Source organism: Kitasatospora sp. NPDC127116 (assembly GCF_042677365.1).
GTDB classification, from domain to species: Bacteria; Actinomycetota; Actinomycetes; order Streptomycetales; family Streptomycetaceae; genus Kitasatospora; species Kitasatospora lactacystinica.
Window position 1 is genome coordinate 1 of sequence record NZ_JBHXTL010000032.1, and the last position, 24,700, is coordinate 24,700.

General features: G+C 71.4%; 31 protein-coding genes and 1 pseudogene. 9 read left to right on the forward strand and 23 right to left on the reverse strand.

The window, feature by feature from the left end:
• The coding region (locus tag ACFVHV_RS15380; RefSeq protein ID WP_380351541.1) for a hypothetical protein at nucleotides 1-208 on the reverse strand (208 nt) is incomplete at its 3' end.
• Nucleotides 209-571: 363 nt separating this feature from the next.
• Here ACFVHV_RS15380 and ACFVHV_RS15385 point away from each other — a divergent pair.
• On the forward strand, nucleotides 572-2,119 hold the full coding sequence (locus ACFVHV_RS15385; RefSeq protein ID WP_359904126.1) for an ISL3 family transposase: 1,548 nt from the start codon (nucleotides 572-574) through the stop codon (nucleotides 2,117-2,119).
• Between the two features lie 60 nt (nucleotides 2,120-2,179).
• Here the strand turns inward: ACFVHV_RS15385 and ACFVHV_RS15390 are convergent, their stop codons facing one another.
• The 7 genes from ACFVHV_RS15390 to ACFVHV_RS15420 form a co-directional block, all read right to left on the reverse strand.
• Nucleotides 2,180-2,464, reverse strand: a complete 285-nt coding sequence (locus ACFVHV_RS15390) for a hypothetical protein (RefSeq protein ID WP_380351542.1) — start codon at nucleotides 2,462-2,464, stop codon at nucleotides 2,180-2,182.
• A gap of 104 nt (nucleotides 2,465-2,568) precedes the next feature.
• Nucleotides 2,569-2,802 carry a hypothetical protein gene (locus ACFVHV_RS15395; RefSeq protein ID WP_380351544.1) on the reverse strand — a complete coding sequence of 78 codons (234 nt, stop codon included), beginning with the start codon at nucleotides 2,800-2,802 and terminating at the stop codon, nucleotides 2,569-2,571.
• Nucleotides 2,799-3,128, reverse strand: coding sequence for a hemerythrin domain-containing protein (locus ACFVHV_RS15400; protein ID WP_380351546.1), 330 nt, complete (start codon nucleotides 3,126-3,128; stop codon nucleotides 2,799-2,801). The genes ACFVHV_RS15395 and ACFVHV_RS15400 overlap by 4 nt, the downstream gene beginning before the upstream one ends.
• A gap of 150 nt (nucleotides 3,129-3,278) precedes the next feature.
• The gene (locus ACFVHV_RS15405) at nucleotides 3,279-3,851 is read right to left on the reverse strand and encodes a type 1 glutamine amidotransferase domain-containing protein (protein WP_359904105.1); all 573 of its coding nucleotides are present in this window, start codon (nucleotides 3,849-3,851) and stop codon (nucleotides 3,279-3,281) included.
• A 171-nt stretch (nucleotides 3,852-4,022) separates the two neighbouring features.
• Nucleotides 4,023-4,481 carry an SRPBCC family protein gene (locus ACFVHV_RS15410; protein WP_359904102.1) on the reverse strand — a complete coding sequence of 153 codons (459 nt, stop codon included), beginning with the start codon at nucleotides 4,479-4,481 and terminating at the stop codon, nucleotides 4,023-4,025.
• 230 nt (nucleotides 4,482-4,711) lie between these two features.
• Entirely contained in the window at nucleotides 4,712-4,969 is a 258-nt protein-coding gene (locus ACFVHV_RS15415) for a CDGSH iron-sulfur domain-containing protein (protein WP_359904099.1), read from the reverse strand.
• Nucleotides 4,953-5,609: a HemK2/MTQ2 family protein methyltransferase gene (locus tag ACFVHV_RS15420; RefSeq protein ID WP_359904096.1), complete on the reverse strand. Its 657-nt coding sequence runs from the start codon at nucleotides 5,607-5,609 to the stop codon at nucleotides 4,953-4,955. Before ACFVHV_RS15420 ends, ACFVHV_RS15415 begins: the two co-directional genes overlap by 17 nt.
• 174 nt (nucleotides 5,610-5,783) lie before the next feature.
• Between ACFVHV_RS15420 and ACFVHV_RS15425 the strand changes: the two genes are divergently transcribed.
• Nucleotides 5,784-7,865: a YbdK family carboxylate-amine ligase gene (locus ACFVHV_RS15425; RefSeq protein ID WP_380351548.1), complete on the forward strand. Its 2,082-nt coding sequence runs from the start codon at nucleotides 5,784-5,786 to the stop codon at nucleotides 7,863-7,865.
• A gap of 175 nt (nucleotides 7,866-8,040) precedes the next feature.
• Here ACFVHV_RS15425 and ACFVHV_RS15430 read toward each other — a convergent pair whose 3' ends face one another.
• Both ACFVHV_RS15430 and ACFVHV_RS15435 read right to left on the reverse strand, forming a co-directional pair.
• Entirely contained in the window at nucleotides 8,041-8,274 is a 234-nt protein-coding gene (locus tag ACFVHV_RS15430) for a DUF6296 family protein (protein ID WP_380351550.1), read from the reverse strand.
• Nucleotides 8,275-8,282: 8 nt separating this feature from the next.
• Complete coding sequence (locus ACFVHV_RS15435) at nucleotides 8,283-8,678, reverse strand: hypothetical protein (RefSeq protein ID WP_380351552.1); 396 nt, start codon at nucleotides 8,676-8,678, stop codon at nucleotides 8,283-8,285.
• 353 nt (nucleotides 8,679-9,031) lie between these two features.
• Here ACFVHV_RS15435 and ACFVHV_RS15440 point away from each other — a divergent pair, with 353 nt between their 5' ends.
• Nucleotides 9,032-9,403, forward strand: coding sequence for a low affinity iron permease family protein (locus ACFVHV_RS15440; protein WP_359904085.1), 372 nt, complete (start codon nucleotides 9,032-9,034; stop codon nucleotides 9,401-9,403).
• A 14-nt stretch (nucleotides 9,404-9,417) separates the two neighbouring features.
• On the opposite strand, the gene ACFVHV_RS15445 is transcribed toward ACFVHV_RS15440, so the two are convergent.
• From ACFVHV_RS15445 to ACFVHV_RS15455, 3 genes are all read right to left on the reverse strand, one after another.
• Complete coding sequence (locus ACFVHV_RS15445; RefSeq protein ID WP_380351554.1) at nucleotides 9,418-9,684, reverse strand: hypothetical protein; 267 nt, start codon at nucleotides 9,682-9,684, stop codon at nucleotides 9,418-9,420.
• Nucleotides 9,685-9,972: 288 nt separating this feature from the next.
• A complete protein-coding gene (locus ACFVHV_RS15450; RefSeq protein ID WP_359904079.1) occupies nucleotides 9,973-10,296 on the reverse strand; it encodes a plasmid stabilization protein in 324 nt (107 codons plus the stop codon).
• Between the two features lie 63 nt (nucleotides 10,297-10,359).
• Complete coding sequence (locus ACFVHV_RS15455; protein ID WP_380351555.1) at nucleotides 10,360-10,704, reverse strand: hypothetical protein; 345 nt, start codon at nucleotides 10,702-10,704, stop codon at nucleotides 10,360-10,362.
• A 119-nt stretch (nucleotides 10,705-10,823) separates the two neighbouring features.
• On the opposite strand from ACFVHV_RS15455, the gene ACFVHV_RS15460 reads away from it, so the two are divergent.
• Both ACFVHV_RS15460 and ACFVHV_RS15465 read left to right on the forward strand, forming a co-directional pair.
• Nucleotides 10,824-11,510: an HAD family hydrolase gene (locus ACFVHV_RS15460; RefSeq protein WP_359904076.1), complete on the forward strand. Its 687-nt coding sequence runs from the start codon at nucleotides 10,824-10,826 to the stop codon at nucleotides 11,508-11,510.
• A 10-nt stretch (nucleotides 11,511-11,520) separates the two neighbouring features.
• The gene (locus ACFVHV_RS15465; protein ID WP_359904073.1) at nucleotides 11,521-12,255 is read left to right on the forward strand and encodes a class I SAM-dependent methyltransferase; all 735 of its coding nucleotides are present in this window, start codon (nucleotides 11,521-11,523) and stop codon (nucleotides 12,253-12,255) included.
• Nucleotides 12,256-12,637: 382 nt separating this feature from the next.
• Here the strand turns inward: ACFVHV_RS15465 and ACFVHV_RS15470 are convergent, their stop codons facing one another.
• From ACFVHV_RS15470 to ACFVHV_RS15495, 6 genes are all read right to left on the reverse strand, one after another.
• Nucleotides 12,638-13,369, reverse strand: coding sequence for a ribonuclease BN (locus tag ACFVHV_RS15470; protein ID WP_359904070.1), 732 nt, complete (start codon nucleotides 13,367-13,369; stop codon nucleotides 12,638-12,640).
• A gap of 318 nt (nucleotides 13,370-13,687) precedes the next feature.
• A complete protein-coding gene (locus tag ACFVHV_RS15475; RefSeq protein WP_359904067.1) occupies nucleotides 13,688-14,644 on the reverse strand; it encodes a TIGR03557 family F420-dependent LLM class oxidoreductase in 957 nt (318 codons plus the stop codon).
• Nucleotides 14,645-14,925: 281 nt separating this feature from the next.
• Nucleotides 14,926-17,097 carry a catalase gene (locus tag ACFVHV_RS15480; protein ID WP_380351558.1) on the reverse strand — a complete coding sequence of 724 codons (2,172 nt, stop codon included), beginning with the start codon at nucleotides 17,095-17,097 and terminating at the stop codon, nucleotides 14,926-14,928.
• A 332-nt stretch (nucleotides 17,098-17,429) separates the two neighbouring features.
• Nucleotides 17,430-17,579: a hypothetical protein gene (locus ACFVHV_RS15485; protein WP_380351560.1), complete on the reverse strand. Its 150-nt coding sequence runs from the start codon at nucleotides 17,577-17,579 to the stop codon at nucleotides 17,430-17,432.
• A 125-nt stretch (nucleotides 17,580-17,704) separates the two neighbouring features.
• Nucleotides 17,705-17,878: a CsbD family protein gene (locus tag ACFVHV_RS15490; protein ID WP_359904062.1), complete on the reverse strand. Its 174-nt coding sequence runs from the start codon at nucleotides 17,876-17,878 to the stop codon at nucleotides 17,705-17,707.
• Between the two features lie 53 nt (nucleotides 17,879-17,931).
• Complete coding sequence (locus ACFVHV_RS15495) at nucleotides 17,932-18,468, reverse strand: hypothetical protein (protein WP_359904059.1); 537 nt, start codon at nucleotides 18,466-18,468, stop codon at nucleotides 17,932-17,934.
• A 124-nt stretch (nucleotides 18,469-18,592) separates the two neighbouring features.
• On the opposite strand from ACFVHV_RS15495, the gene ACFVHV_RS15500 reads away from it, so the two are divergent.
• The gene (locus tag ACFVHV_RS15500) at nucleotides 18,593-19,324 is read left to right on the forward strand and encodes a TetR/AcrR family transcriptional regulator C-terminal domain-containing protein (protein WP_359904056.1); all 732 of its coding nucleotides are present in this window, start codon (nucleotides 18,593-18,595) and stop codon (nucleotides 19,322-19,324) included.
• Nucleotides 19,325-19,428: 104 nt separating this feature from the next.
• On the forward strand, nucleotides 19,429-19,584 hold the full coding sequence (locus ACFVHV_RS15505) for a DUF6131 family protein (protein ID WP_359904053.1): 156 nt from the start codon (nucleotides 19,429-19,431) through the stop codon (nucleotides 19,582-19,584).
• Between the two features lie 368 nt (nucleotides 19,585-19,952).
• Here ACFVHV_RS15505 and ACFVHV_RS15510 read toward each other — a convergent pair.
• Nucleotides 19,953-20,090: pseudogene (locus tag ACFVHV_RS15510) on the reverse strand (pyruvate decarboxylase); the annotation flags it as partial.
• A gap of 248 nt (nucleotides 20,091-20,338) precedes the next feature.
• Here ACFVHV_RS15510 and ACFVHV_RS15515 point away from each other — a divergent pair.
• Together ACFVHV_RS15515 and ACFVHV_RS15520 are read left to right on the forward strand one after the other, a co-directional pair.
• The gene (locus tag ACFVHV_RS15515) at nucleotides 20,339-20,833 is read left to right on the forward strand and encodes an SRPBCC family protein (protein ID WP_359904051.1); all 495 of its coding nucleotides are present in this window, start codon (nucleotides 20,339-20,341) and stop codon (nucleotides 20,831-20,833) included.
• Entirely contained in the window at nucleotides 20,815-22,446 is a 1,632-nt protein-coding gene (locus ACFVHV_RS15520; RefSeq protein ID WP_359904048.1) for an NAD(P)/FAD-dependent oxidoreductase, read from the forward strand. The genes ACFVHV_RS15515 and ACFVHV_RS15520 overlap by 19 nt, the downstream gene beginning before the upstream one ends.
• Before the next feature lie 322 nt (nucleotides 22,447-22,768).
• Here the strand turns inward: ACFVHV_RS15520 and ACFVHV_RS15525 are convergent, their stop codons facing one another.
• From ACFVHV_RS15525 to ACFVHV_RS15535, 3 genes are all read right to left on the reverse strand, one after another.
• Nucleotides 22,769-23,311, reverse strand: a complete 543-nt coding sequence (locus ACFVHV_RS15525; protein ID WP_359904045.1) for a DUF6328 family protein — start codon at nucleotides 23,309-23,311, stop codon at nucleotides 22,769-22,771.
• Nucleotides 23,312-23,604: 293 nt separating this feature from the next.
• Entirely contained in the window at nucleotides 23,605-23,949 is a 345-nt protein-coding gene (locus ACFVHV_RS15530) for a hypothetical protein (RefSeq protein WP_359904042.1), read from the reverse strand.
• Between the two features lie 448 nt (nucleotides 23,950-24,397).
• Complete coding sequence (locus ACFVHV_RS15535; protein ID WP_359904039.1) at nucleotides 24,398-24,652, reverse strand: hypothetical protein; 255 nt, start codon at nucleotides 24,650-24,652, stop codon at nucleotides 24,398-24,400.
• Nucleotides 24,653-24,700: the final 48 nt, after the last annotated feature.

The following is a 24,700-nucleotide window of genomic DNA, read 5'->3' on the forward strand; positions in this document are numbered from 1 at the left end:
ACAAACCCTGGTGCCGTTCTATATATCCCCCCCCCCCCAACCCTGTTCTCCCGCGGCGCATACCTAGGTCTCGCCACCCCCTTTCGACGTACCAGCCTGTGTTCAGGCCATCCGCACCGGCGTCCAGGCGCCGTCGCACCTCGGCTTCTCCGAGCGTCGCCGCCACCAGGTGCAGAGCGGGGCTCGGGGGCGACCCGGTGAGCAGCACGCGGATGGCCTGAGACGCCGCGGGCCGACTGCGACGTCTGCCGCCCGGCCGGTGGCCGGGCGGCAGACGCGAGGCAGGGCACCGAAACCAACGCAGCTTCGGGAGGGCAGAGCCGAACCGACGTGGACTTCTATGCCGTGATCCCGCGATCCTGTGACCGAGCAGTCCCAGGCGTTCCTACTTGCCGGGCAGGAACTCGGTGTCGCCGACGGGTGAAATTAGGTTCTGGATCACTTTCCGGGCTCTGTCGCTGATTGAGGGGTTCGCGCGGGGCCACAGATAGGTGGGCATCACCTGGGCGTGGCTGATGGAGTTCGGGTCGCTGACCTGCTCTTCCCGGGTGTCGGGGTGGAGATCGAAGAGATGATTGTCGGGGAGGGCGAGGTTCGCCTTGCCGTACGGTCCGTGGCGGCGTCGGCCGCCTGTCCGGGATGCGAGCACAGATCGTCGCGGCTGCACTGCTACTACAAGCGGCGACTGGCAGATCGCCCCGTAGCCGGCAGGCGGGTGCGCCTGGAACTGAGAGCGCGGCGTCCGGTGTGCGGCAACGACCGGTGCGGGCGGCGGACGTTCGCCGAGCAGATCCCGGATCTGACGTCCCGACACGCTCGCCGCACGACCGCCCTCACCGCTCAACTCACCGAGATCGCACTGTTCCTGGGAGGGCGGGCCGGAGCCCGGCTCTCGGGACGTCTGGCCATGACCGCGTGCAGGGACACACTGCTGCGCCTCATCCGAGCACTGCCCCTCCCATCATCGGGCCTCGTCCCGCGCCTGGGTGTGGACGAGTTCGCCGTGCGCCGCGGTCGCACCTACGCGACGATCCTCATCGACATGGACACCCACCGCCCGGTCGACGTCCTCACGGACCGCACCGCCAACACCTTCGCCGCCTGGCTGCGCGACCACCCCGAGGTGCGGATCATCTGCCGTGACCGCGCCGACTCCTTCCGCGACGGCGCCCGCGCCGGTGCGCCACAAGCCCAACAGGTCGCCGACGCCTGGCACCTCCTGCACAACCTCGCCGAGGCCGTCGAACGCGTCGTCGGCCGCCATCGCGCCGACCTGCGCGAACCCCTCACCGCCGGTGACAACCACGATGACGTGCCCCGTTCCGGGACCACCGCCCTCAACGAGCTGGACATCCACGGCAGGCCGCGTCCCCTGGTCGCCCGGACCCGTGAGCGCCACCAGCAGATCCACGAACGCATCGAACGCGGCCACAGCTTTCGTGCCATCGCCCGTGAACTCCGCCTCAGTCGTGGCACCGTCCTGCGCTTCGCCCGAGCCGCCGACGTCGAGCAACTCCTCGTGGCCGCGACCCACCGCCCCAGCCTGGTCGACGACTACCGGCGCTACCTGCACCACCGGTGGATGGAGGGCTGCACGAACGCCGCCGCGCTCACGCGGGAGATCCAGCAGTTGGGCTACCGCGGGGACGTCAACACCGTCCAGCGGCACCTGCGGCCCTACCGCAACGGAGCGATCCCGGCGGAGGCCCCGCTTCCTCACTTGACCGTGCGCCGCGTCACGGACTGGATCATGCGCCGACCCGACCGGCTCGACGACACCGAACGCAAGTGCCTTGAGGAGCTGTGCGAGCGCAGCCCCGCGCTGGCCACGACCACCGAGTACGCCCGGCGCCTGGCCACCATGGTTCGCGAGCGCCGCAGCGAGCACCTGGCCCTCGACGTCTGGCTCGCCGATGTCCGTCTCGACGGACAACGAGAACTCCGCTCGCTGGCCGGCGGGATCCGACGTGACCGCGCGGCTGTCCTCGCCGCCCTGACCACCACCCTCACCTCGGGCGCTGTCGAAGGCAACGTGACCAGGATCAAACTGCTGAAGAGACAGATGTACGGCCGGGCCAACTTCGACCTCCTGCGACGCCGCATCCTCCTGTCACCGTGATCAACAAGGAGGAACCCCTCAATCAGCGACAGAGCCCGGAAAGTGATCCAGAACCCGAAATTAGGGCCACGGACGGCGACGGCCAGGACGTGGTCGTGCTTGGCCTCCTCCTGGCGGGCCCGGAAGTCCGGGTGGCACAGGTACCGGGCCGGTCGGCGGCGCACCCACCACCTGGATGCGACCGTTGAACCTGGGACAGATCCACAAGTCCGTAGGCGCCGGCGAGGGGCCCGGACCCTTGAGTCGGGCCACGGCATCGTCGTCACCTAGCGTCGCACCCGTCGCATCGCGCTGGAGGAAGCCGCGCCCGTGCCGAACCCGGTGCCAGCCGCGACGGGGGTTCACTGGACGTCAGACGGGTTGTCCGTCGCTCCGGCAGCTGGTCGTACGGATCGTCACCGACTGCGACCGGCGGCCCCACGGTCGATGGGTTCGGGCGCCGCGCGGGGTCAGTGCGGTCCGCCCGGAGCCCGGAAGTCCCGCACCCGCTCGACGACCGACCGCTCAGGTGGCGGCAGGCGGTCCGCCGGGCGTTCGGTGGGTGGCTGATGGCGGGGCCGACCGGTCGAGGACTCCTTGGTCTCCCGCGCCCTGACCGCGAGGTCGCGCAGCTCGGCCTCGCTCGTTACGGCCCGTACGGCCGGGAAGAGCCGCGCCTCCTCGTCGCCGGCGTGCCGGGTCACCTCCTCGGCCAGCCGGGCGACCAGCCGGTCGAAGCGGGGCGAGGTGACGTGGGTCGGGCGGAGTTCCTCCAGCACGCCTCCACCGCGCGGTGGTCGGCGAGTTCGCGTTCCACAACGGCCGGCCCGTCGGCCAACCGGTCCCGGGCGATCGGATAGAGGTGTTGCTCCTCCGCCCGGGTGTGGCGGACCAGTTGATCGGTCACGAGATCGGCCAGGTCCTTGCGCTGCAGGTCCCCACTGGGTACGCCACTGAGTTCGCTGAAGTGGACCAGCACGGACCGGTGGTCGGCGGTCAGCTGCTCCAGCAGGTCTTCGTCGTAGTGCACGGCGAATGCTCCGTTCTGTGTCCTTGCCGGGTAGGGGGCGGCCCGCCGGCGGGCCCTGAAGCCCCGTCTCCGTCATGGGCGGGTTCCCATCGCCCCTGCGTGTCCCTCGGGAGCCCCGGAGCCAAACGGTCGTCCGCACGTGGCCCGCACTCAGCGCGGGTCGGCGGCCCCGGCCCGGGTACGCAGCGCGGCATCGATTCCCCGGAGGAAGTGTTCGAGGTCACCGGGGTTGCGTGAAGTCACCAGCCGCCAGTTGTTGGCGTCGTCCGTGACCAGCGGTTCGTCGGCCCAGGTGGCGCCGGCGTTGGCCAGGTCGGTACGCAGCGACGGGTAGGAGGTGAGCCGCTTGCCGTAGGCCACGCCCGCTTCGGCCAGCAGCCATGGGCCGTGGCAGATGGCGGCGACGGACCGTCCGGCGGTGGTGAAGGCGAGCACCGTGTCAACGGCCGCCCGGTGGAGCCTGAGGGTGTCCGCGTTGATGGTGCCGCCCGGGATGAGCAGCAAGTCGTAGTCGCTGGCGTCGACCTCGTCGAGGGTGAGTGTCGGTTGCACTGTCTCGCCGGGCTCCCTGTCCCCGACCAGGGTGCGGATCCCGTCCTGTTCGGGGGCGGCGATGTCGACGTGGACGCCGTTCTCGCGCAGGTGCAGTACGGGGACGAGCAGTTCGTCCTGTTCGACGCCGTAGTTCGTCACGATCGCCAGGACCTTGCCGTGCTGGGTCATTTCTCCTCCTGGTACGCGGATTTCCCTCGGGTGCCCGACGCCGCCCCCTGGGCCGGGCGGGGCCCCGCCGAGCCCTGGGCCAGGCCGGATCCGCCGTTCCTGATCCGGCATGGCCACGGGCCGCCAGGAGGGTGTCCCGGCGGCCGGTGGCGTGGACGGTCGACAGCGGATTCAGCCCGGACTGATCCGGCCGCGCCAGCCGCCCTCCTCCGTGCCGCGTTCCTCGATGAACTCCTTGAACCGCTTCAGGTCTCCCTTCACCCGGCGGTCGACCACTCCTGTGACGTCGGCGGCCTTCTCCACCATGCCCTCGGGCCGGAAGTCGATGGCCATGGCGACCCGGGTGTGGCCCTGGTCGAGTTGTTGAAAGGTCACCACGCCCTTCTGGTCCACTTCGCCGTCGGTGGTCCGCCAGGCGATCCGCTCGTCGGGCAGCTGGTCGACGATCTCGGTGTCGAACTCACGGGTGACGCCGCCGATGCTGGTCCGCCAGTGGTTGTGGCGGTCGTCCAGCTGGGTCACCGAGTCGACGCCCTCCATGAAGCGCGGGAACTCCTCGAACAGCGTCCACTGGTTGTACGCGGTGTGCAGGGGGACGTCCACGTCCACGGACTCCTTGACCATGCTCATCCCGGCCTCCTCTCACGGTTCGACCGGGGCTGTCCCGGCCGTACCGTGCGCCTGCCCCGCCGGTGCCGGCCCAATCACGCGTCCCGGGCCGCGCGGTCGCCCTCGTCCGGAACGCGGGCACCGATCGGCCGGTCGACGGCCGTCACCGTCCGACCGGCCGACCTGTGACCAGCGCGGGGCGGGGTACGCCGTGGGCAGCGAACGGCGCCGGAGGGCACGCGTCCCCGCGCTCACTCCCCGCCGGCCGTGCCGTCCGAGTCCCGGTGGTCCCGCTCCGCAGGCCGCGGCGATCGCCCGTGCCGCCGGTGGCTGGTGTCGCAGAACGGGTACGTGCGGCTGCGCCGGCAGGCACACAGGGCCACCACCGGACGGTCGGACAGCCGCCGAGTGCCGTCCGGCAGGACGACCTCCACCGGTCCCTCGACCAGCAGCGGGCCACCCGGCACGACGAACACCCGGGTGGCGGGGCGCTCAACGCTCTCGGACACCGCGCACCACCACCAGCTCCTCCTCGCGTTCGCCCGGCCGGATCAGTCCGAGCCGCTCGAACAGGGCGGCCCGGGCCGTCATGACCGGCCCGAAGAGCTGCCGCCGTCGCGCCGCCACCTCCGTACGCAGTGCGGCTGTGTGCAGGAGCGCCAGGGTGGCCGGCACGTCCGCGAGTGCGGACTGCACGACCAGCAGCACGCCGCCCTCGGCCAGCGCCCCGGGAACCGTCCGGCAGATCCGGTCCAGGACCAACCGTCCGTCCGGTCCGGCGTCCCAGGCCAGCGCTGCACCCCGGCCGGGAGCCGCCCCGGCCGGGTCCGTCGGGACGTACGGGGGATTCGCGGTCACCAGGTCGAAGCGCTCACCGGGCAACGGCGCCAGGAGGTCGCCCCGGCGCAACCGGACCCGGTCGTGGTGCAGCCGGGTGTTGCACCAGGCGGCGGCCACCGCCCGGGCGGACAGGTCCACCGCCGTGACGAGGGCCCCGCTGCGCGCCGCCGCGATCGCGACGGCCCCGGTCCCGGTACACAGGTCGAGCACCCGGCTGGAGCCGTCCAACGGCTCCCGTCCCACACAGGCGGCCAGCAGTTCGGTGTCACCCTGGGGCGCGTAGACCCCGGGTGGGCGGATCAACAGCATGCCGAGCGGCTGCCCGACTGGGCACGGTTCACACCTGCCACACCGGGCACCGCAGCGGTGAGCACACCACCCCTGCACGACGGGCTCGGGGCGCACGCCGAGGCCGGCCACCCGACGCCACGCCTGCCGGACCCCCGTGATGCCGACACAAGCGAGGAGAGGGAGCCTGGTGAGGTGGACGACAGCGGCACCCCGGGCGGTACGGGCCACGGCCAGGAGCTGCCACCGACGGTAGGCGTGGAGGAGGAGTACTTCGTCGTGGACCCCGCGACCCGGGCCGTGGTTCCCGGCGGTCCGCGGCTGGCCGCCCGCGCCGCGGGCGTGCTGGGAGACCTGGTGTCCGGTGAGTTCACGGACCTCCAGGTCGAGGTGCGGACACCACCGTGCGCCACGATGGGCGAACTGTCCGCCCAGCTCGTTCGGTTGCGCCGCACGCTCGCCGCGTGCGCCGAGGCCGAGGGCCTGACGGTATGTCCCAGTGCGACGCCCGTGATCGGGGGCGGTAGCGCGGTGCCGGTGGGCGACCACCCCCGGTACCGCGACGGGGTGGAGCTGTTCCGGACCCTGATGGACGACTTCGCGGTCTGCGCCCTGCACGTCCACGTCTGCCTGCACGACCGCCAGGTGGCGGCCCTGGTCGGCAACCACCTGCGCCCGTGGCTGCCGCTGCTGGTGGAGATGAGTGCCAACTCGCCGTTCCACGCCGGACGGGACACCGGACACGCGAGCTGGCGCTCGGTGCTGCGGCTGCGCTTCCCCTCCCTCGGACCGCCACCGTGGGTCGAGTCCTTCGACGACTACCGGCGCGTCGCCAGCGCGATGGCGGAGGTCGGCGGGAGCTCCTTCGCCGAGCTTCCGTTCTGGGACACCCGCCCGCACCCCCGCCTGCCGACGCTGGAGGTGCGGTGCATGGACGTTCCGGCCGAGTCCGCGGACTCGGTGGCCCTGGCGGCCGTCGTGCGCGGTCTGGTGGTGACCTCCGCCCGCCTGGCGGAGCGCGACGACAAGGGCCCCCGGCTGCGCGGTGAGCTGTTGCGCGGCGCGTACTGGTACGCGACCCGCGACGGCTGGCCGGGGCCGGGAGCGGACGCGCTGACCGGGCGCGTCCTGCCCGCCCCGGAGCGCGCACGGAGGCTGGTCGAGCACATCGGCGCGGCGTTGGAGGACCTGGGGGACCTGGAGCGGGTCACGGCCTTCGTCGACCGGCTGGCCATCCGCGGCAGCGGCGCCCACCGTCAGCGTGCCGCCCACCGGGCCGGCGGCCTGCCCGCGGTCGTGGACGACCTCGCGAACTGCATGACCACCCCGCAGGCCGTCCCGCCCCGGTCATCCGCACGGCGGACCCTCCGGGGGTGCGACCCCGACGGGTGTGCCAGCGTGGAGGAAGCCGGAAGGGCACCCGGCCCCATGTCCACGGACGCCCGCGACCGCCCGGAGAAGCCGATGGACGACAGAGCGCAGCAGCACGGACAACCGCCCGAGCGCGGCGGTCGGGTGCGCCGAGACGGGTACGCCCGCCTGAACGCCGCGGACCTCGGCATCGACACCGTGGCCCTGGCCGAGGACTTCACCCGGCTCGCCGACTCCTACCAGGGCCTGCCGCCGGATCCGTACGCCCGTGAGACCCACCGCTTCCGCCGCTACTCGCATGCCGTCCACCTGCCCTGGACCGGCGAGCTGTCCTACATCCCCGGTACCCCCGACGAGGAGTTCGGCACCGTCACGGAGTACTGGCAGGACGAGCACAACCCCGAGTACCCCCGGGTGCGGCGCCGGTTGCCCGACATCCCGGAGGCCTTGCACCGCAACCGGCTGCTCGACGCCCTCGTCCGCGCCGACCTGGACCGTGCTCTGTGGCTGGAGGACCTGCACCGCGTCCCCGTCTACGTCGGCATCCACCTGATCTCGCTCGGCGTCCACGACCAGGAGCAGGAGGCGGTGTCCTCACCGAACTGCCTGCACCAGGACGGCGGTTCGCCGGCCACCTTCACCTTCGCCCACCTGATCGGCCGCCGGAACGTGAAGGGCGGCGAGAACGTCATCGCCACCCCGGAGAGCGCCGGCCGGCAACCCTACGCGCTGCCCCCGGAAGCGATCCACGACCGCTTCGTGCTGACCGAGCCGCTTGACGGCTACGGCGTGCACGACCGACGCGTCAGCCACTACGTCGGCCCCGTCCGCCTCGGTGACGACGGGAACGAAGGGCGCCGCGACATCCTCATCGTCGGAATCGCCCCCTACGCCCCCGGGCTTTGACCGGGGGGATCCACTCCCTGAATTCGCTCCGGCGCTTCGTGGTCGAGCCTCGGGACGCGGTCCCCTGGTGACGTGCCTTACGAGAGACAGCTCAACGCACCGCAGGCGCTCGAAACGAGGATGATCGCGCGGGCACGGCTGCTGTCCCGGCCGAGGACGGGTGGGAATGCTGCGGTCACGGCAGCGGGGTGGCGTGCAGGCAGGTGTGCCGGCCGGGCCCTGTGGCGGCGTCCAAGGGCCTGGCCGCACCGGCTTGGATCTCCACCCGGAAGGTTCCGGTGTCGTCGGCGTAGATCGGGATGCCGTCGGACGTCCTGTCGCCGGTGGCGTGGACAACGACGATCTCGGGCGGGCGTTGCGCGCCTGGTGGGCCCGGCATGGTGATCGCGTAGCGCTCGGAGGTGTCCATGGCGGACCTCATCGTGCAGGTGGGGCACCGGCGTCGGCGAGGGCGGCGCGGACGGTGTCGCGGACGGTGAAGCCCTGTCGGTGCCGGTGACCTCCAGCAGGCGCCTGGTCCGAGCGAACGGGACGGCCGAGACCAGGGCGGTCGCGGCAGCGCAGGCGTCCGAAGCGCGCTTGGAGCAGGGCGTCGAGACGAGTGGAGTCGCGCAGAAGGAGGTGGGACAGGTCGATCTCACGGGGCGGGCCGTCCTTGACCGCGCGGACGAGGGTGTCCTCCAGCCGACCGCGCCGGTCATGGTCGTCCTTGCCGCCCCGGCGGATGGTGCCGGCTGTCCCGGGCAGGTCTGCGACCGTGATCCGCAGGGCCGGGCCGGCAGACGTCCTCGGCGGACAGTGGTGGGCGGACATGATCGGCCTCCTCGCGCGAGGGAAGCTGTCCGCTTATGATCCTGCCCCACCGATGGGCTCGAAATCCACCGGCCTGGGCCGCCGGAGTCGCCCGCTCGACCGGCCTCGGCGACACCCTTGAGGATCACCGCGCCAGTCGGGGGCAACCCACCAACCCGCATGCTCGTTGCCCAGAGGCCTCGCCGACCCGGCTGCCCGCAGGCAACGCCGTGGGCGACGGTGACGGGCTGATGGCGATCATCGCCTGCGGAGGGCACCGTGTGGCGTGTTGCCGCGCCCGCGGCCCGCCGGGGACGGTGTCGGTAGACAGTGGAGGCGGCTGTCTTTGCGTACCGGACGGAGAGGGCGTCGGCATGACGTTTCAGCATCCTGCTCGTAAGCATGGGAACGGTCGGCGCGGGCGGTTCGAGGAGTTCGCGGAGCTGGCGTCGAACTTCACCAGCTCGCCGCTGTTCGCGCTGGTGTGCCTGTGCCTGGTGGGCGCGGTCGTCGCGGTACATGTGGCCGGGCTGCCGATCGAGTGGCAGCTTCTGGTGGGCGATGCGATGGGCGCGGTGACGCTCTTGCTGCTGGCGATGCTGAAGAACTCCGAGCGACGGGCCGAGCATGCCATCCAGCGCAAGCTGGATGCGATCGTCCGGGCGATGCTGGAGCAGCATGAAGGTAAGCGCGGTCAGGCTTACGAGGATCTGAAGGCAGCCATCGGCATGGAGGAGCGGCTGTAGGGGCCAGGGAGGATTCAGGTCTGGGCGGCGATCGCGACGCACAGCACCGTGACGCCGAGGGCGAGCCGGGCGAGGTAGTCGCCGAGATGTCCAGAACGCAGGCGGCGCAGCGCCCGTACAGCTCGGGCAGCCGCGTGCCGGTCGGCAGCGGGCCGGCGGAGGGCTGTGGTGGCCAGGATGTCGCAGCCGGTCCGGGGCAGTCTGCGACCGGCGACGGCTAGCAGTGCCGCCCCGAGCAGGGGAACGGCCACCGCGAACGGCAGCAGGGCTGCTTCGGTCACGGTCAGCCCTTGCCCGGCCGTGTCATGGGCTCCGGGTCAGTCGGGAGGCTCCGGCGGGCGGGGGTGCCCGGGCTCCGGCGAAGCAGGCTCCGTGGGCTCGCCCGGGCCGGGCGGGGCCGGCGGTTCAGGGGGCGGTTCGGGCGAGCCGGGAGGCGCGGGCGGATCCGGCGGCACTGGTGGCTCCACCGGCTCCGGCGGGCTGGGCGGCTGCGGCGGGGGCGACGGCAGTGGAACCGGGGCGACATCGGGCTCGGACGACACAGGAACGGCACCCACGGTCACCAGCTCCTATCGGCCCAGGGCATGTTCGAGTTCCTTCTTGTTCATCTTCGAGCGCCCGTGGATGTTGCGCTGCCTGGCCTCGTTGTAGAGCTGCTCCTTCGTCGGCCCCTGGGCGCCACTGTGCGAACGCAGCCCACCGCGACGGGAGGAGGACATGTCCTTCACCGAGCTGCGGCTGGCGGTCTTCGACTCCCCGTGCCGGGCACGCTCCTTGTTCACGGTGCGCGCGGCGATCTCCTCGGCGCGCTTCTCGCTCTCACCACGCTCCAGCGCACTGTCTTTGATGTGCTCGTACTGCCGCTCCCGCTTGGGACTCGATCCGCGAGGCATGATCACACACTCCTGTCCGATGACTGCGGGGTGCGTGTTCCCCGCATCCGTGAGAGGAACCCGCTACCAACACCGGGCAAACCGGCTTGCACCCGTCCAGCCGCGCGCCCGGTCGTCGAACCGGCCGTGCGCCCCGAAGTCCCGCCGGGCATCCACCAGCTCGAACAGGTTGTCCGGGTCCGTGGCGCGGCGTCGGCGGTCCTCCTGCTGGGAGTCGAAGCCCGTGCGGGCCAGGTAGCGGTCCAGCAGCCCGGGCACGGCGGCGTTCGCCACCAGGGTCGCCACCGTGCTGCCGCCGACCCAGTACTCCCGCCGCCCGGGATGGACGGCGGCGAACAGCACGGCGGTCGCGCGGCCGATGCCGCCGCTGGCCCCGGTGATGACGATGGTCCGGCAGGCAGTTTCCACCCTGCCTCGGGTTTCCCGGAAACAGCGGGGCAAACGGCCTGGCGCCGCGTGCGTGGCCGGTCGTCGGGCCGTAGCGTCGACAGGGTGGACATGCCGGGGCGTGAGTGAGGGAGGCTTCGATGCCGGCCGCAGCGCTGTTCGATGTCGACGGTACATTGCTCGACACCAGCTACTGGCACTCCGTTGCCTGGACCGAGGCGCTCACCCAGTTCGGCCACACCCCGGCGATGGCCCGCATCCATGGGGCAATCGGCATGGGCGGTGACCAGCTCTTCGACCACGTGCTGGGCGAGGGCCGTGACCACCGCCAGGACGAGGCGATCACCGCGGCGCACCAGGCGCTCTTCGCCCGGTTCTGGTCGCGCCTGCGGGTGTTCGACGGCGCCGGCGGTCTGCTGCGGGAACTGAAACGGCGCAGCTGGACGATCGCCCTCGCCTCCTCCGCCTCGGGACGTGACCTGGAGACCATGCGCAGGGTGCTGGCCGCCGACGACGCGATCGATCACGCCACCAGCGCCGACGACGTCGAAGCCGGCAAGCCCGCCCCCGACCTCGTCCGCGCTGCTGTGGCCACGTCCGGTGCCAGACCGGGCGAGGCACTGTTCGTCGGCGACACCCCGTGGGACGTCCAGGCCGCCGCCAGGGCCCAGGTCACCTGCGTGGCGGTGCTCTCCGGCGGCTTCGGCGAGCGGGCCCTGGGCTCGGCCGGAGCCCTCAAGGTCCACACCGATGTCGGCGAACTCCTCGCCTGTCTCGATTCCAGCGCCCTCGCGGACCCGTCGCACTTCCAGCCCGTACGCGGCTGAACGCACAGCCGTGGACGACTCCCCCGACAGCGGGTACGCGGTCTCCGCAGAGTTCTACGATCTCCTGCAGGCCGAGACCGACCGCCGTCTGGCCGAGCGGCGCTTTGCCGCGGCCGCCAGCCGGGCCCGCCACGCGGTCCTTGATGTCGGTGCCGGCACCGGCACCGTCACCGAGGTCCTGCTGCGCGCCTCCCGTGTGCCCGTCCACGCCGTCGAACCGGCCCCGGCCATGCGCACCGCCCTGCTGTCGCGCCTGGCCCACCTCGGGGCGGACCAGCGCGCTCGCGTCACCGTGCACCCCGAGCCCCTCGAGGCGGCGGGCCTGACGGCCGTGGCGGACTTGGCCGTCGCCTCCAACATGATCGCCTGCCTGGATCCCCCGACCAGGCGGGCCACCTGGAAGGCGATCTCGGCAGCCCTCCTGCCCGGCGGCCTGCTCCTGTTCGATCCGCCGCCCGCCGGCCTGCCGAGAGGGTGCGAGGCAGCGGGACGGCTCGGTCCGGTGCGGGTCGGCCCCGACCAGTACAGCGCCGAAGTCATCCGTCGGCCCCACCGCGGCATCCTGCGCGTGGTCTTCACCTACCGCGTCGAACGAGAGCAGGAGCTCCTGCGCGAGACCCGGGAGGCGTTCGACATGTGGCCTGCCCCGCCCGAGCGGCTCACCGAGGAACTCGAAGCCGCAGGACTGCACGTTGTGCAAGCCCCCGGATCCGACCTCATGGCGGCTCGCCGCCCCGCTCTCTAGATCCGACCCCGCCCGCCTGCGGGCATCACGTTCCGGGGTGCCACTGATGCTGGACGGCCCACAGCACGAGCGTTTGACCGGAACCCGGATGGACCCACAATCCCGGCTACGCACGGATTCACGGCGGCGCTGGCCGGCTGGATCTCCACCGCCGGAAGAACCGAGCCGGCCTGCCCTCGCGCGCATGCCGTCGGAGCCGGCCTCATCCGCTCAGCCAACCCCTGGCGCCGGACCTCCCGCGGCCCCGGCGACCAGCGCCGCGGGCATCGCGCCGCAGTCTCGATCCCGTGCCGCACCGGATCAGTCGTCTGCTTCGCCCGGCAATGTCCCGCTATCCTCGTCAGCCGGTTACTCACCGGATGCCGACATGCAGCGACCGCCGTTAATCCCCCTCACCATCGTCATCGGCGGCTGACTGGTCGCCGCCGACCAGGGCCCACCCCACAAGACTTCCGCCGTACACGGTGAAGCCCACCCCGATCAGCCAGGACTGGACCACCAGGACTGCGCCGACCGTGCCGTAGGAGACCGCGTTGGAGACCAGCAACGGGGCGAAGACCAGCCGTGAGAACAACCGAAGACCGGCCAGGGCGACCATCGTGGCCACCGCACCGGGCACAAGCCCCCGCTGCGGGGCACGGGCCCCGAGCAAAAAGCGCGGAAGCCACCAGAACAGCAGCAGGCCACCCAGCACCGTGGCGAGGATCCGCAAGGTCGGTTGGACGGCGGTGTGGTGCCACGGCACACCGCTCCACGCCGCGAGGACGAGATAGCCGGTCAGCCCGGCCAGCGCGACGACTTGGCGCCACACGCGGTGCCACGGTCCTCCCGGCAGGCCCCAGATCCGCTCATAGGCGCCCTGCATCGCACTCGTCAGCGAGATACCGAAGACAGCCAGCGCGGCGAGGCTGAACCCGGTGGTCGTGCTGAGGACCTGCCCGCGTGAACTGAACAGCATCTCGACGGCCTGGCCGCCACGTGGCGACAACCCCAGGCCGTCGGTGATCCACTGGGCGATCCCGTTGCCGCGGGCCGGGGAAGCCGCCGCGATGACCATGAGCAGCGGCACCAAGGTCACGAAGAACAGTGCAGCGAAGGCCAGCGAACGCTGCATCAGCTCGATGTCCGACCCGCGCCCCCACGCGCGCCCCCACACAGAGCACAACCGGTGCCAGGCAGCTCGCACAGGAGCGGGACCGGCACTCGCACGACGCCTCACAGGGCACGCCTTCGCACGCCGTTCAGCTGCCAGAACTTGCGGCATCCCGGCAGCGCCGAATGCCCCGGATCCGTGAAGTGCCGTGCCGCCACCTTTGCCTCCCGGAGGTATCTGAACCCGAAGGTGCCAACCGCCGGGACCGGGCCCTGTAGCGGGGCCTCGCCCCTGTGCGTACTCGGTTCTACGTGGCCAGAGGAGTTGGACAGCCCCGGGTCAGCAGTTCAGGGCGGGCAGGACCAGCTCACGGTAGGCGTCGAAGAAGACCTCCTGGTCGGGGCCGACCTGCCCGACGTAGACCTCGTCGAACCCGGCGCGCGCATATGCGCGCACTGTCTCCACGTGCTGCTCCACATCGTCGCCGCAGGCGACCGCGTCGGCGATCATGTCGCGCGTGACGAGCTGACTTGCCTGTTCGAAGTGCGCCGGGCTGGGCAGGAGTTGGGCGAGCTCGCCGGGCAGCAGCTCGGTCGGCCACAGCCGGTGCACCACGTCCACGGCCGCTTCCCGGTTGCTGCTCCAGCACACCTTCACACCGCCCACCACCTTCTTGCCCTGGCCCCCGGCCTCGCGGAACGAACCCACGAGGTCGGCGTCCGGGGTCATGGTGACGAACCCGTCCCCGATCCGGCCGGCCAGTTCGGCGGCCTTCGGCCCGAAGGCGGAAACGTACACCGGCAGCGGCTGGTCGGGGGCAGTGTAGAGGCGGGCGTTGTCGACGGTGTAGTGCCGGCCGCGGTGGCTGACCGGTTCACCGGTGAACAACTTGCGCATCACCTCGACGGCCTCCTCCAGCATCTCGGCCCGCACCTCGAACGACGGCCACGCATCGCCGTGAACGTGCTCGTTCAACGCCTCCCCCGTCCCGACGCCAAGAGCGAAGCGCCCATCCAGCAGAACGCTGGATGTGGCGGCGGCCTGCGCGGTCACCGCCGGATGCAGCCGCACCATCGGACAGGTCACCAGCGTGGTGACCGGCAGCGAGACGGCCTGCGACAACGCCCCGATCACCGACCACACGAACGCGCTGTTGCCCTGTGCGTCGTCCCACGGATGGAAGTGATCGGAGACCGCCAACCGGGTGAACCCGGCCTGCTGCGCGCGGCGGCCCTGGTCGATCAGCTCCGCGGGGGTGAACTCCTCACACGACAGGAAGTAGCCGTACTCGGTCAATCGGGATCTGCTCCTTCGTGAACGTCCTCCCCGCTTCGGGTTGCGGCCACTCGGGCACTGCCGCCACCACGCTAGGCCGAAGGTCCTTCGAGTACTCCCTGACAGCGCCGCAAGGCCGACGGAATCGACCGCGAACGGGTTAAGCCGGCGAACGGGCAGCGCTCACCGGCCTCGCCCTGACGAGTGCGGACGGCCAGTTGGCCCCCGTAGGTCCGGGCCTGCCCGCGCAGCGGGACCGGAACTCCTCCTGGGCAGGTCACGCGGGCGATTCGGGCTCGGGTTCAGCGCTGCGGGAACCGGTGCTGTTCGATCAGGTGGACGAAGTCCTCCCAGAACGAGGCGCCGGGCTGCCGGCCCGGGCCGCACAGGGCAACCCCGGCGAGGTGCTCCGCCTCGCGGTCCCCTGCGGCGCGCACGAGCGCCGTGCCGGCGCCGAGCGCGGCCACCGGTTTGCCGTGCCGCAGTGCCTCGTTGACGAACCGGACGGCGTCCGGATCCACGACGAGCGCGTCCTCTGCGCCGTCCGGGACGACCACGGCGTCGTACAGCACCGAGGCGGTGGTCGCCAACGCCCGCTCGACCTCCACGTCTTGGCCGTCGCTGCCGGCCACGCTCCCGCCGTACCGGGCCAGGGTCTCCACCGTGGCGCCCTCGGCCTGCAGGGCGGTGCGCGCGGCCCGCACCTGGACGGCGTCCACGCCCTGCGCCACCAGGACGGCGACCTTGCGGGTACGGATGCCGTGGCCGCGCAGGTTCTCCAGGCTCAGCGCGGGCGAGACCCGCTCCCCTGCTGCTCCGGCCTCGCGGTTGCCGGTGGACCGGTCCGGTGCGGGCTCGGGCGCGGGCTCGGGTTCGCCGATGCGGCGGGCGACCTCCACAGCCAGTTCCTGGTCCACGCGGATCAGGTTGGCGACCATCCGGCGCCGCACGGCCTGGTCCCCGACCTTGCCGAGCTCGAAGGAGAACGCGGCGATGATGTGCCTCTGCTCCCAGTCGGCCATGCTGCGCCAGAACAGCGCGGCCTGGCCGTAGTGGTCGGCGAAGCTCGGACTGCGCCGGCGGATCGCCTGCCCGTCGACACGCTCCTGGTAGTGCTCGAACACCCCCTCGGCAAGGCGCCCGCCGCCCAGGGTGGCCGGGCATCCGCCGCCGACCGAGTTCGGCGCGTAACTCGTCCCGGAGTGGATCACCTGCTGGCCGTAGCCGTCGCGCTGGTTGGTGCGCACCTCGGCGAGCGGGCGGTTGACCGGCAGCTGGGAGAAGTTGGGACCGCCCAGGCGGATCAACTGAGTGTCCAGGTAGGAGAAGTTGCGACCCTGCAGCAGCGGGTCGTTGGTGAAGTCGATGCCGGGAACGATGTTGGCGGTGTGGAAGGCGACCTGCTCGGTCTCGGCGAAGAAGTTCTCCGGGTTGCGGTCGAGGACCATCCGGCCGACCGGCCGCACCGGCACGAGTTCCTCCGGCACCAGCTTCGTCGGGTCCAGCAGATCGAACGGGAACGAGAACTCGTCCTCCTCCGGGATCAGCTGGACGCCGAGTTCCCACTCCGGGAACTCGCCGGCCTCGATCGCCTCCCACAGGTCGCGGCGGTGGAAGTCGGGGTCGCGTCCGGCAGTGATCTGGGCCTCGTCCCAGACCTGGCATGCGACGCCGAGTTTCGGCTTCCAGTGGAACTTGACGAAGGTGGCGCGCCCCTCGGCGGTCACGAGGCGGAAGGTGTGCACGCCGAAGCCCTGCATCATCCGGAAGCTGCGTGGGATCGCCCGATCAGACATCGCCCACATCAGCATGTGGGTGGACTCGGGCTGCAGCGAACAGAAGTCCCAGAACGTGTCATGTGCGGTGCCGCCGGTGGGGATCTCGTTGTGCGGCTCCATCTTCACCGCGTGCACGAAGTCGGGGAACTTGATCGCGTCCTGGATGAAGAACACCGGCATGTTGTTGCCGACCAGGTCGTAATTGCCTTGCCTGGTGTAGAACTTGATGGCGAAGCCGCGGACGTCGCGCACCGTGTCGGCGGAGCCGCGCGGGCCCTGGACGGTCGAGAAGCGAACGAACACCGGGGTCCGGCGCCCGGCCTCCTGGAGGAAGTCGGCGCAGGTGAACTCGGCCAGCGACTCGTAGGGTTCGAAGAAGCCGTACGCGCCGGCACCGCGAGCATGCACCACCCGCTCGGGAATGCGCTCGTGGTCGAAGCGGGTGAGCTTCTCCCGCAGGTGGAAGTCCTCCAGCAACGTCGGGCCACGGTCGCCGACGGTCAGGGAGTTGTCCGTGTCGTCGACCCGCACTCCCTGGTCGGTGGTAAGCGCACCGTCCGGCTCCGGGGCCCGGAAGGCGTCCAGCGCGATGTCCTTGGCATCACGCTCCCCCCGCGAAGGACGGCCCGGATCGGGAGCCTCGGTGACAAGAGGCGCATGGGGGCGTCCTTCAGGCGGTCCGGGATTGATGGTCATCTCAACGCTCTCCGTCCTGGGACCTGTACGAGGCAGCTCGCGGCCGCCCGCGCTGCGGGTCGCGGCTGCCCGCCAGCGGCTCAAAGCCGGCACGCCCAGCTGGGAGCCTAGGGGTGTCGGAGCGGCTCCGCAGCCCGAGGCCGCACCCGGGCACGTCGAGCCTTCGAGCGTCGGTCCGACCGAGGGCCGACCGGGCCCGGCGAACACCGCAGCCCTGCGGGCCCGTACCGCATCGGGGGCTGTGCGCCGGGTTGCCCACGCGACTGTGGACCAACCGGGGGATGTACCCGGAGGCGGCCGTCGAGAGCGGGCGCGTCCCGGTCAGTCCTTCACTACCTGGTAGATGCCGTGGATGACGCCGGGTACGTGGCCGCACAGCTGAAGGAGGAGCGCCCAGAGACCTTGATGCTCGGGCCGTCCTTGATGAGCACCGCGAGCCACGGCAGGACCAGGCACAGCAGTACGAGCAGGACCGTCACCATGATCGTTCCTCGATTCACGACAGCGGACTCAACTCCGTTGATGAGTTGAGTCCGCTGTCGGAGCCCCCTGGATTCCGTATCGCGCCGCGGTGGGGCGGGCGGGACGGTATCGTCGCGGTCCGGCCTCAGTGCTTGAACGCGTCCTTGACCTTGGCGCCGGCCTGCTTGAGGTTGCCCTTGATCTGGTCGCCGCGGCCTTCTGCCTCGAGGGCGCGGTCGCCGGTGGCGCGTCCGACGTTCTTCTTCACGCCGCCCTTGACCGCTTCGGCCTTGTGGGCGGCCTTCTTGCCGATGCCCATGACTAGCTGCCTTTCGTGATGTCCGTCGGTGCCTCTCGCGGGGCGTAGGGGGCCTACCGGTGCCCGAGGCCGCGCCCGAGGAGGTGCGGTCTGTGGTGCCCTTTGCCGGACGCGGGTTCGCCTTCGCCCTGCGACATCGGATTGAGGCGAAGACCCGCTGTGTGCTCGCTGGTCGGCTCCTGCCTACGGACGAGGTCGTCCCGCTGCTGGGCGATCGTGTCGCGCTCCGCGACAAGGCCGTCGCGGTCCTGGACGGCCGATGCCGCCTGCGCGCGGGCGGCGTCGCGCTGCTCGACCACCTCGTCGCGTCGCCTGCTCACAGCCGCCGTTTCCCGGCGGGAGCGGTGCAGTGCGTGGCGTGCGGTGGCGCCGCGGCGCGCGCCGGCCAGCAGGAGGCAGAGGCCCAGCACTCCCACGGCCCCGACGACGATGCCGTAGAGGAACAACGTGCCGGTCGAGCCGTTCATGTGCTCTCCGAACACCGTGAACGCGTTGGTGAGCGTGTGTCCGCTGCCGGCATTGCCGACGACTCCGGCCACGGCGACAACGGCCGCGGCGACCAGGAGTATGAGTCCGAGAACGATGATCATGACGTACTCCCCAACGGATCTACGTCGTATGACTACAGTCAACTCCCGGACTAGACTGGTGTCCACACCGTAGGTCTACGAACTTGGTCACCGGTACTCACGCGCAGCGAGAGAAGGTGCCGATGTGGTCCCTCCTCCGGTCGCCCCGGCGGTCCGGGACGGCGATCCGCCTCTGAAGGACAGGCTCAGCCGGGAACGGATGCTGGCTTGCGCGCTGGAGATCATCGACCGCGAGGGCATCGAGAAACTGTCCATGCGTCGTCTGGCACGTGCGCTCGGCCACGACCCGATGAGTCTGTACCGCCACGCGGCGAACAAGGCGACTCTGCTCGACGGCGTCACCGATATGGTCCTCGGCCAGCTCACGCTGGAGGACCCCACCGATCCCGACTGGGCCGCCCAACTTCGTACCGTAGCCCGCCGCTACCGTCGGCTCGCCCTGGCCCACCCCAACGTCGTGCCGCTCATGGTCACCCGCCCGCTGGCCACCCCGCTTGCTCTGCGGCCTCGCAGCACCCTGCGCCTGCTGGAGGCCATCCTCGCCATGCTCACCCGCTCCGGCTTCAGCGGCGCCGACGCGCTTCACGTCTACCGCGCACTGTTCGGGCTGCTGCACGGCCACGTCCTCAACGAGCTGCAGGAACTCGTTGACAACCCCGACGAGACGGACGACCTGCTGCGCCTGGGCCTGTACCGGCTGCCTATAGCCGAGTTTCCTCTCCTGCGCGGTCTCGCCGGCCCTCTCGCCTCCTACGACGGAGCCGCCGAGCTGGAAAGCGGCCTCGACATCCTCCTCGCCGGCCTGGCGACCACACCTCAGGTGCGCCGAACCCGGGAATCACGCCATCGCGGCTGATACGGCATCCCCAAACCGGGCACCCGCGAAGCAAGGTGCAGCATTTCCTCCGCATCGGCGAAGGACCGCATCGGAAAAAGGGGGGCGAAGAAACGGAGCCCATTGTGATCATCCTCGGAGTCATCCTCCTCGTCATCGGATTCGTCACCGGAATCGGCATCCTGTGGACCATCGGCATCGTCTTGGCCCTCATCGGCCTCATCCTGTGGATCATGGGCGCAGTCGGCCACGAGGTCGGCGGCCGCCGCCACTACTGGTAGACCCCAGCGGACCAGCCATTGTCCCTGTGAGGGCAGCCCGGTCCTGCTGGGCGTCGATTCGCTGGCGGCATCGTCGCGCCGCTGCAGCATCCGGGTGCGGAGGATCACAGCGGGCTCAGTGACCGGGTGCGAGCGTGGCGGCGGCTTCGAGCATCAACCCGTGGACGAACGCCCGAGGCAGGTTGCCGCACAGCTGGCGCTGGGCGACATCGAACTCCTCGCGTAGAGGCCGGGCGGACCGCACGTGGCACGGTTGCGTTCGAACCCGCGCACCGCTTCCACGTCGTTGTGCTGCTGGTGCTCGGCCAGGGCCATGACGAATCCGCACAGCAGGAAGGCGCCCTCAGCATCCTGCTGGACCACCGATCTCGGTCGCTGTCGCCCCTGAGCACCGACAGGGCAGCGGCCTTGATCTGGTCCCAGGTGGCGTGCGGCGGGATCGGTGGCACCGCCGGGTCGGCGCGGAAGTCGATGACGAACGGCCGGTCCGCGGCCAGTGCCTGGCGCCGCGTTGTCCTCCACCGTCTTGCGCCACGTGCCGTCCGTCTTGCGCTCCAGGCATGCCGGGCGCAGCACAGTCGCTGCCCTGGACGAGCGCCCGGCGGCGACCGGTCGAGGTTCCGGTGGAACGGGTGGCGGTGCCCGGCGGCGGAAAACGGGTGGGTACGCGTGTCGCATTCAGGGGCATTCGTCGGGTATGCGCCTGTCGAGGGGCGGGTGATCCGTAGAGGACCGGACAGAAGGAGCGAAGTCAATGGCTGTGAGACACGTCCTGATCGAGCGGGCTCCGCAGGCGGTGTGGAGCGTGTTGGGCGATCCGGCCGCGTACGGCCGCTGGGTACCAGGCACGGAGCGGACCCGCCCGGGTGGGGGCCGGTGGCCCGCGGTCGGGTCGAGCCTGCGCTACACAGTCGGCGTCGGCCCGTGCCACTTCGAAGGCCGCACCGTTGTACGTGTGTGCGACAGCGGGCACCGGCTGGAACTGGAGGCTTTCGCCGGGCGGCTCGGCACCGTCCGGATCGCCATCGAGCTGATCGCATGGGGCGACGCCACCCTGGTGATCGTCGACGAGCACCCGCTGCGGGGCCTGAGCGGAAGCCTCCACTCGGCAGCCACGGACCTGGTGCTGGATCTGCGCCACCGCCGGATGCTCGCCTGCCTCGCCCGCACGGTCGAGGAGGCGCGCCGGGCGGCCGACCTGGAAGCGTCCGCGTCGGGGGGAGGTCCGTCATGGCCGACGCCGTCGTGATCGGGGCCGGGCCGAACGGCCTGGTCGCCGCGAACGTGCTGGCCGACGCCGGCTGGAAAGTGGAGGTGCTGGAGGCCCAGGACCGGGCCGGCGGCGCTGTCCGCAGCGACCGCGGCGTCCACCCCGACTACGTCAGCGACCTGTTCAGCTCGTTCTACCCGCTGGCCGCCGCCTCGCCGGTGATCGCGGCCCTGCGCCTGGAGGAGCACGGCCTCGCCTGGAGCCACGCACCGATCGTTCTCGCCCATCCCCTGCCCGACGGGCGCTGCGCCCAGTTGCAGCGTGGACCGGAGGCGAACATCGACGGCTTCGAACGGAACTTCGGCCGGCCGGACGCGCTCGCCTGGCGACGGCTGTCACAGCTGTGGCAGGACCTGGACCCGTGCCTGGTAGGAGCGATGTTCGCGCCGTTCCCGCCGGTACGCGCCGGGCTCACGCTCGCGGCGCGTCTTCGGGCACCGGGCCTGCTGCGGCTGGCCCGCTTCGCTGCGCTCCCGGTACGACGGCTGGCCGACGAGGAGTTCGACCGGGAGGGGCTGGGTCTGCTGCTGGCCGGCTGCGCGCTGCACGCCGACCTGCTGCCCGAATCGCCGGGCAGTGCCGCCTTCGGCTGGCTCATGGCCATGCTCGGCGAGCAGTACGGCTGGCCGGTACCGGTCGGCGGCGCCCGCGCCCTCAGCGACGCCCTGGTGCGGCGCCTGGAATCGCGCGGCGGCACGATCCACTGCGACACCCCGGTCAGCGAGGTCGTCGTCCGCGCCGGGCGCGCGCTGGGCATCCGCACCGCCCAGGGCGAGTACGTCCGCGCGCGCAGAGCCGTGCTCGCCGATGTGCCCGCCCCGCACCTGTACGGCCGCCTGGTCCAGGGAGGTCATCTGCCCTCCGGATTCCGCGACGCCGTGCGCCGCTTCCAGTGGGACTTCTCGACCGTCAAGGTCGACTGGGCCCTCGACGCGCCGATCCCCTGGATCGCCGAGTCCGCACACCAGGCCGGCACCGTCCACCTCGGGGCGACCTGGACGGAACTGAGCGACTACGCACTCCAGGTCAGCACCGGCCGTCTGCCGGCCCGCCCCTTCGGGCTGCTCGGCCAGATGACCACCGCCGACCCGTCCCGCTCGCCCGCGGGCACCGAATCGGCCTGGATGTACACCCACGTCCCCCAGCGCATCGTCGACGACCTCGGGCCCGACGGCATCTCCGGGTGCTGGGACGGCAAGGAAAGCGAAGCCATCGCCCACCGCATGGAGGCACAGGTCGAACGCTTCGCCCCCGGCTTCGCCGACCGGATCCAGGCCCGACGCGTGCTCACCCCGCCGGCGCTGGAACAGCTGGACCAGAACCTGGTCGGCGGGGCGATCAACGGCGGTACCGCAGCCCTCCACCAGCAGGCGCTGCTGCGCCCGGTACCCGGCACCGGGCGGCCCGAGACCCCCATCCAGCGGCTCTACCTCGCTTCCGCCTCGGCCCACCCGGGCGGTGGCGTGCACGGTGCCTGCGGCGCGAACGCCGCCCGCGCCGCGCTGCGCGCCCAGGGAGCCGTGACCGGTCGGCTGCTGCGGCCCGCGCTGGCCGGCGCCCAGCGGGCCCTGGCCGACCCGGGTGGGAGGTGAGACGGTGGCCGCCGGGCGGACGGGAGGCCGAGACGGGACCCGCGGCCCGGGTGGGCCGACCACAGCCGAGTCCGACGCACACGCGACCACGTGTCGGGGAAGGCCAGACACTTCAGCGAGCAGTCACCGACGAGCCGCCTGGCCCAGCCTCTGCGAGGGCCCTCTCCTACGTGTTCCTCGTCCCGCCTGAGATGTCGTACATCACCGACGAGATCTCCAACGTCACCGGTTCCCCTCTGCCCCAGCCATCCGGTCTCCCGGGGTGGCCCCCGGCAGTAGGGGGAAGCCGACCGGAGAGCTGCGGGCCGGGACAGCAGGGCTGTCATCGCGGGGGTCGGCCACCGCCGCCGGGGTCGCCGTGCTCGGACACGGCCGCCCGGCGGGCGGCCGTGCGACGAAGCACGACCTGGGGCAGGACGAGCCAGCTGGTAGCAAACCAGAGCAGACAGGCGGCGCTGAGGCCCCAGGCGGCGGCCGAGCTGCCGGTTGCGGTGCGCAGCAGGAGCAGCAGCGCGGCGGCGATGGTCAGGGCGAGGGTGGTGAGTCCGATGGCGATGAGGCGACTGGCGACGTGGATGAGTTCGGGTTTCATGCCGTGGCCGGTGAGGAAGCGGTGGAAGGCCACGGGCGCGATCAGGGCGCCGGTGGCGACGGCGCCGAGGACGACGGTGGCGACGTAGAGGTTCCTGTCGAAGTCGGACAGGGCGGCGAAGCGCGGGGTGAAGGCCACGCCGATGAGGAATCCGAAGAGGATCTGCGCGCCGGTCTGGCACACACGGACTTCCTGGAGCATCTCGTTCCAGAGCCGGTCGGCCCGCTGCTGGGGCGTCTCGTCGCGGCCCGGCGCGCCGTCGTACCTCGTCAACGATTCCTCCTTCCGCCTACGGGCGGTACTTGTAGCGGTTGGCCCGGACCCGTACGCCCAACAGTTCCTCGCCATGGGGCGGGCGATGGAGACGGGTGAAGCCGGCAGCGACCCGGAACAGGATCCAGAAGGGAAGCACCTGATGGTGCATTCCACGCCGCCGGATGTGGCGTTCACCGGCACCTCGGCACAGGAGGGCCGGCTTCCCCACCGGAGCGGGTGATCAGGCTGGGCACCAGGCGGCTCCTGCGGCGGGGTGGCCAGGACGGGCACTGGTTACTGAGGGCCGCAAGTCAGGGGCGGTCCTCGTGGTGGCCGCACAGCCACGCCAGCGCCCGGTAGACGCCCAGGGCGTAGGCGGCGTCCGTGCGTTCTTCCAGGGCATCGCGCAGGCGGACCGCGGCAGCCTGGCATTCGGCCAGCAGCTGTGCCCGGCACGGCCCGATGCTCCCGAGCGCGGCGGCAGCGGTGACCGGTGCCGCAATCTGGGCTCCGGAGGCCCACCGGTAGGCCTCCAGGACCCCGTGGTCGAACCCGCCCCAAGGCTGGGGGCGCCGATGGACGGTCTCGATCGCGTCGAACACCTCGTCCAGCGGGCGCACTCCCACGGCCGGGATCGTCGTCTCATCACTGGTCATGCCCGCAACCTACGACGACTCGCGGCCACCCGCCGCCGGGCTCGACAGCCGGACAGTGGACCGGCAAGGTTCCGGGCTATCGGATGCGGCGCAACCGGGTGAGCCACCCTGCCAGGCAGTGACCCAGAGGCCTAGCCCTGCACCGCCTCAGCAGTCCTGCGCCAAGCCCATCGACAGGCCGCACTCAGGGGCCTCGCCGGTGTCGGCACGGTCCCGTCCAGCGAACGCAGACCGGCGACGGCCCGGCTCGCCACCGACCTGTTCCAACGGCCACGCCCACCCTGGTGAAGGCGGGCGACATCGAATTCGCATGCCTCCTCCTCCACCACCGCTGGCTGAACTGTGTCACCTCCCCCGCCTCGAACGCTCCGCAGGCCCCACTCTGAACGGCTCTTTCGCGCTGCGGCGGCACGCCGGAGCACAACCGCGCGCTGCCCCCAGCGATCGCTCAGTCGTTTTCCGCAGGCACCGCGATCCGGCGTACCTGCCCGGCCTCCAGCTCGACGACGACGGCCAGCACCGGATGCAACCAGCGCACCACCGACCGCGCGCCCGGATGCGGCTGCCGAAGCCGCCTGGCGACCAGCACCCCGAACTCCGCCCGCACCAGCTCGGAGATCTCCCCGGTCACCAGCCGCCGACCGTCGGTGAGCACCACCAGCAGCCGCTTCCACTCGCCTGGTTCGCCGACAGCCCCGATCACCCAGCCCCTCACCGGGCCCCGCCCGGACGCCGCTCCAGCGCGGACGGC

Coding starts and splice junctions, on each gene's coding strand:
- ACFVHV_RS15495 (WP_359904059.1), bottom strand. CDS start 18,468: ATGATCATCGTTCTCGGACTCATACTCCTGGTCGCCGCGGCCGTTGTC.
- ACFVHV_RS15385 (WP_359904126.1), top strand. CDS start 572: ATGATTGTCGGGGAGGGCGAGGTTCGCCTTGCCGTACGGTCCGTGGCG.
- ACFVHV_RS15405 (WP_359904105.1), bottom strand. CDS start 3,851: ATGACCCAGCACGGCAAGGTCCTGGCGATCGTGACGAACTACGGCGTC.
- ACFVHV_RS15515 (WP_359904051.1), top strand. CDS start 20,339: ATGGCTGTGAGACACGTCCTGATCGAGCGGGCTCCGCAGGCGGTGTGG.
- ACFVHV_RS15485 (WP_380351560.1), bottom strand. CDS start 17,579: ATGGTGACGGTCCTGCTCGTACTGCTGTGCCTGGTCCTGCCGTGGCTC.
- ACFVHV_RS15460 (WP_359904076.1), top strand. CDS start 10,824: ATGCCGGCCGCAGCGCTGTTCGATGTCGACGGTACATTGCTCGACACC.
- ACFVHV_RS15490 (WP_359904062.1), bottom strand. CDS start 17,878: ATGGGCATCGGCAAGAAGGCCGCCCACAAGGCCGAAGCGGTCAAGGGC.
- ACFVHV_RS15410 (WP_359904102.1), bottom strand. CDS start 4,481: ATGAGCATGGTCAAGGAGTCCGTGGACGTGGACGTCCCCCTGCACACC.
- ACFVHV_RS15530 (WP_359904042.1), bottom strand. CDS start 23,949: ATGACCAGTGATGAGACGACGATCCCGGCCGTGGGAGTGCGCCCGCTG.
- ACFVHV_RS15420 (WP_359904096.1), bottom strand. CDS start 5,609: ATGCTGTTGATCCGCCCACCCGGGGTCTACGCGCCCCAGGGTGACACC.
- ACFVHV_RS15440 (WP_359904085.1), top strand. CDS start 9,032: ATGACGTTTCAGCATCCTGCTCGTAAGCATGGGAACGGTCGGCGCGGG.
- ACFVHV_RS15480 (WP_380351558.1), bottom strand. CDS start 17,097: ATGACCATCAATCCCGGACCGCCTGAAGGACGCCCCCATGCGCCTCTT.
- ACFVHV_RS15430 (WP_380351550.1), bottom strand. CDS start 8,274: ATGGACACCTCCGAGCGCTACGCGATCACCATGCCGGGCCCACCAGGC.
- ACFVHV_RS15450 (WP_359904079.1), bottom strand. CDS start 10,296: ATGCCTCGCGGATCGAGTCCCAAGCGGGAGCGGCAGTACGAGCACATC.
- ACFVHV_RS15435 (WP_380351552.1), bottom strand. CDS start 8,678: ATGTCCGCCCACCACTGTCCGCCGAGGACGTCTGCCGGCCCGGCCCTG.
- ACFVHV_RS15470 (WP_359904070.1), bottom strand. CDS start 13,369: ATGCAGCGTTCGCTGGCCTTCGCTGCACTGTTCTTCGTGACCTTGGTG.
- ACFVHV_RS15520 (WP_359904048.1), top strand. CDS start 20,815: ATGGCCGACGCCGTCGTGATCGGGGCCGGGCCGAACGGCCTGGTCGCC.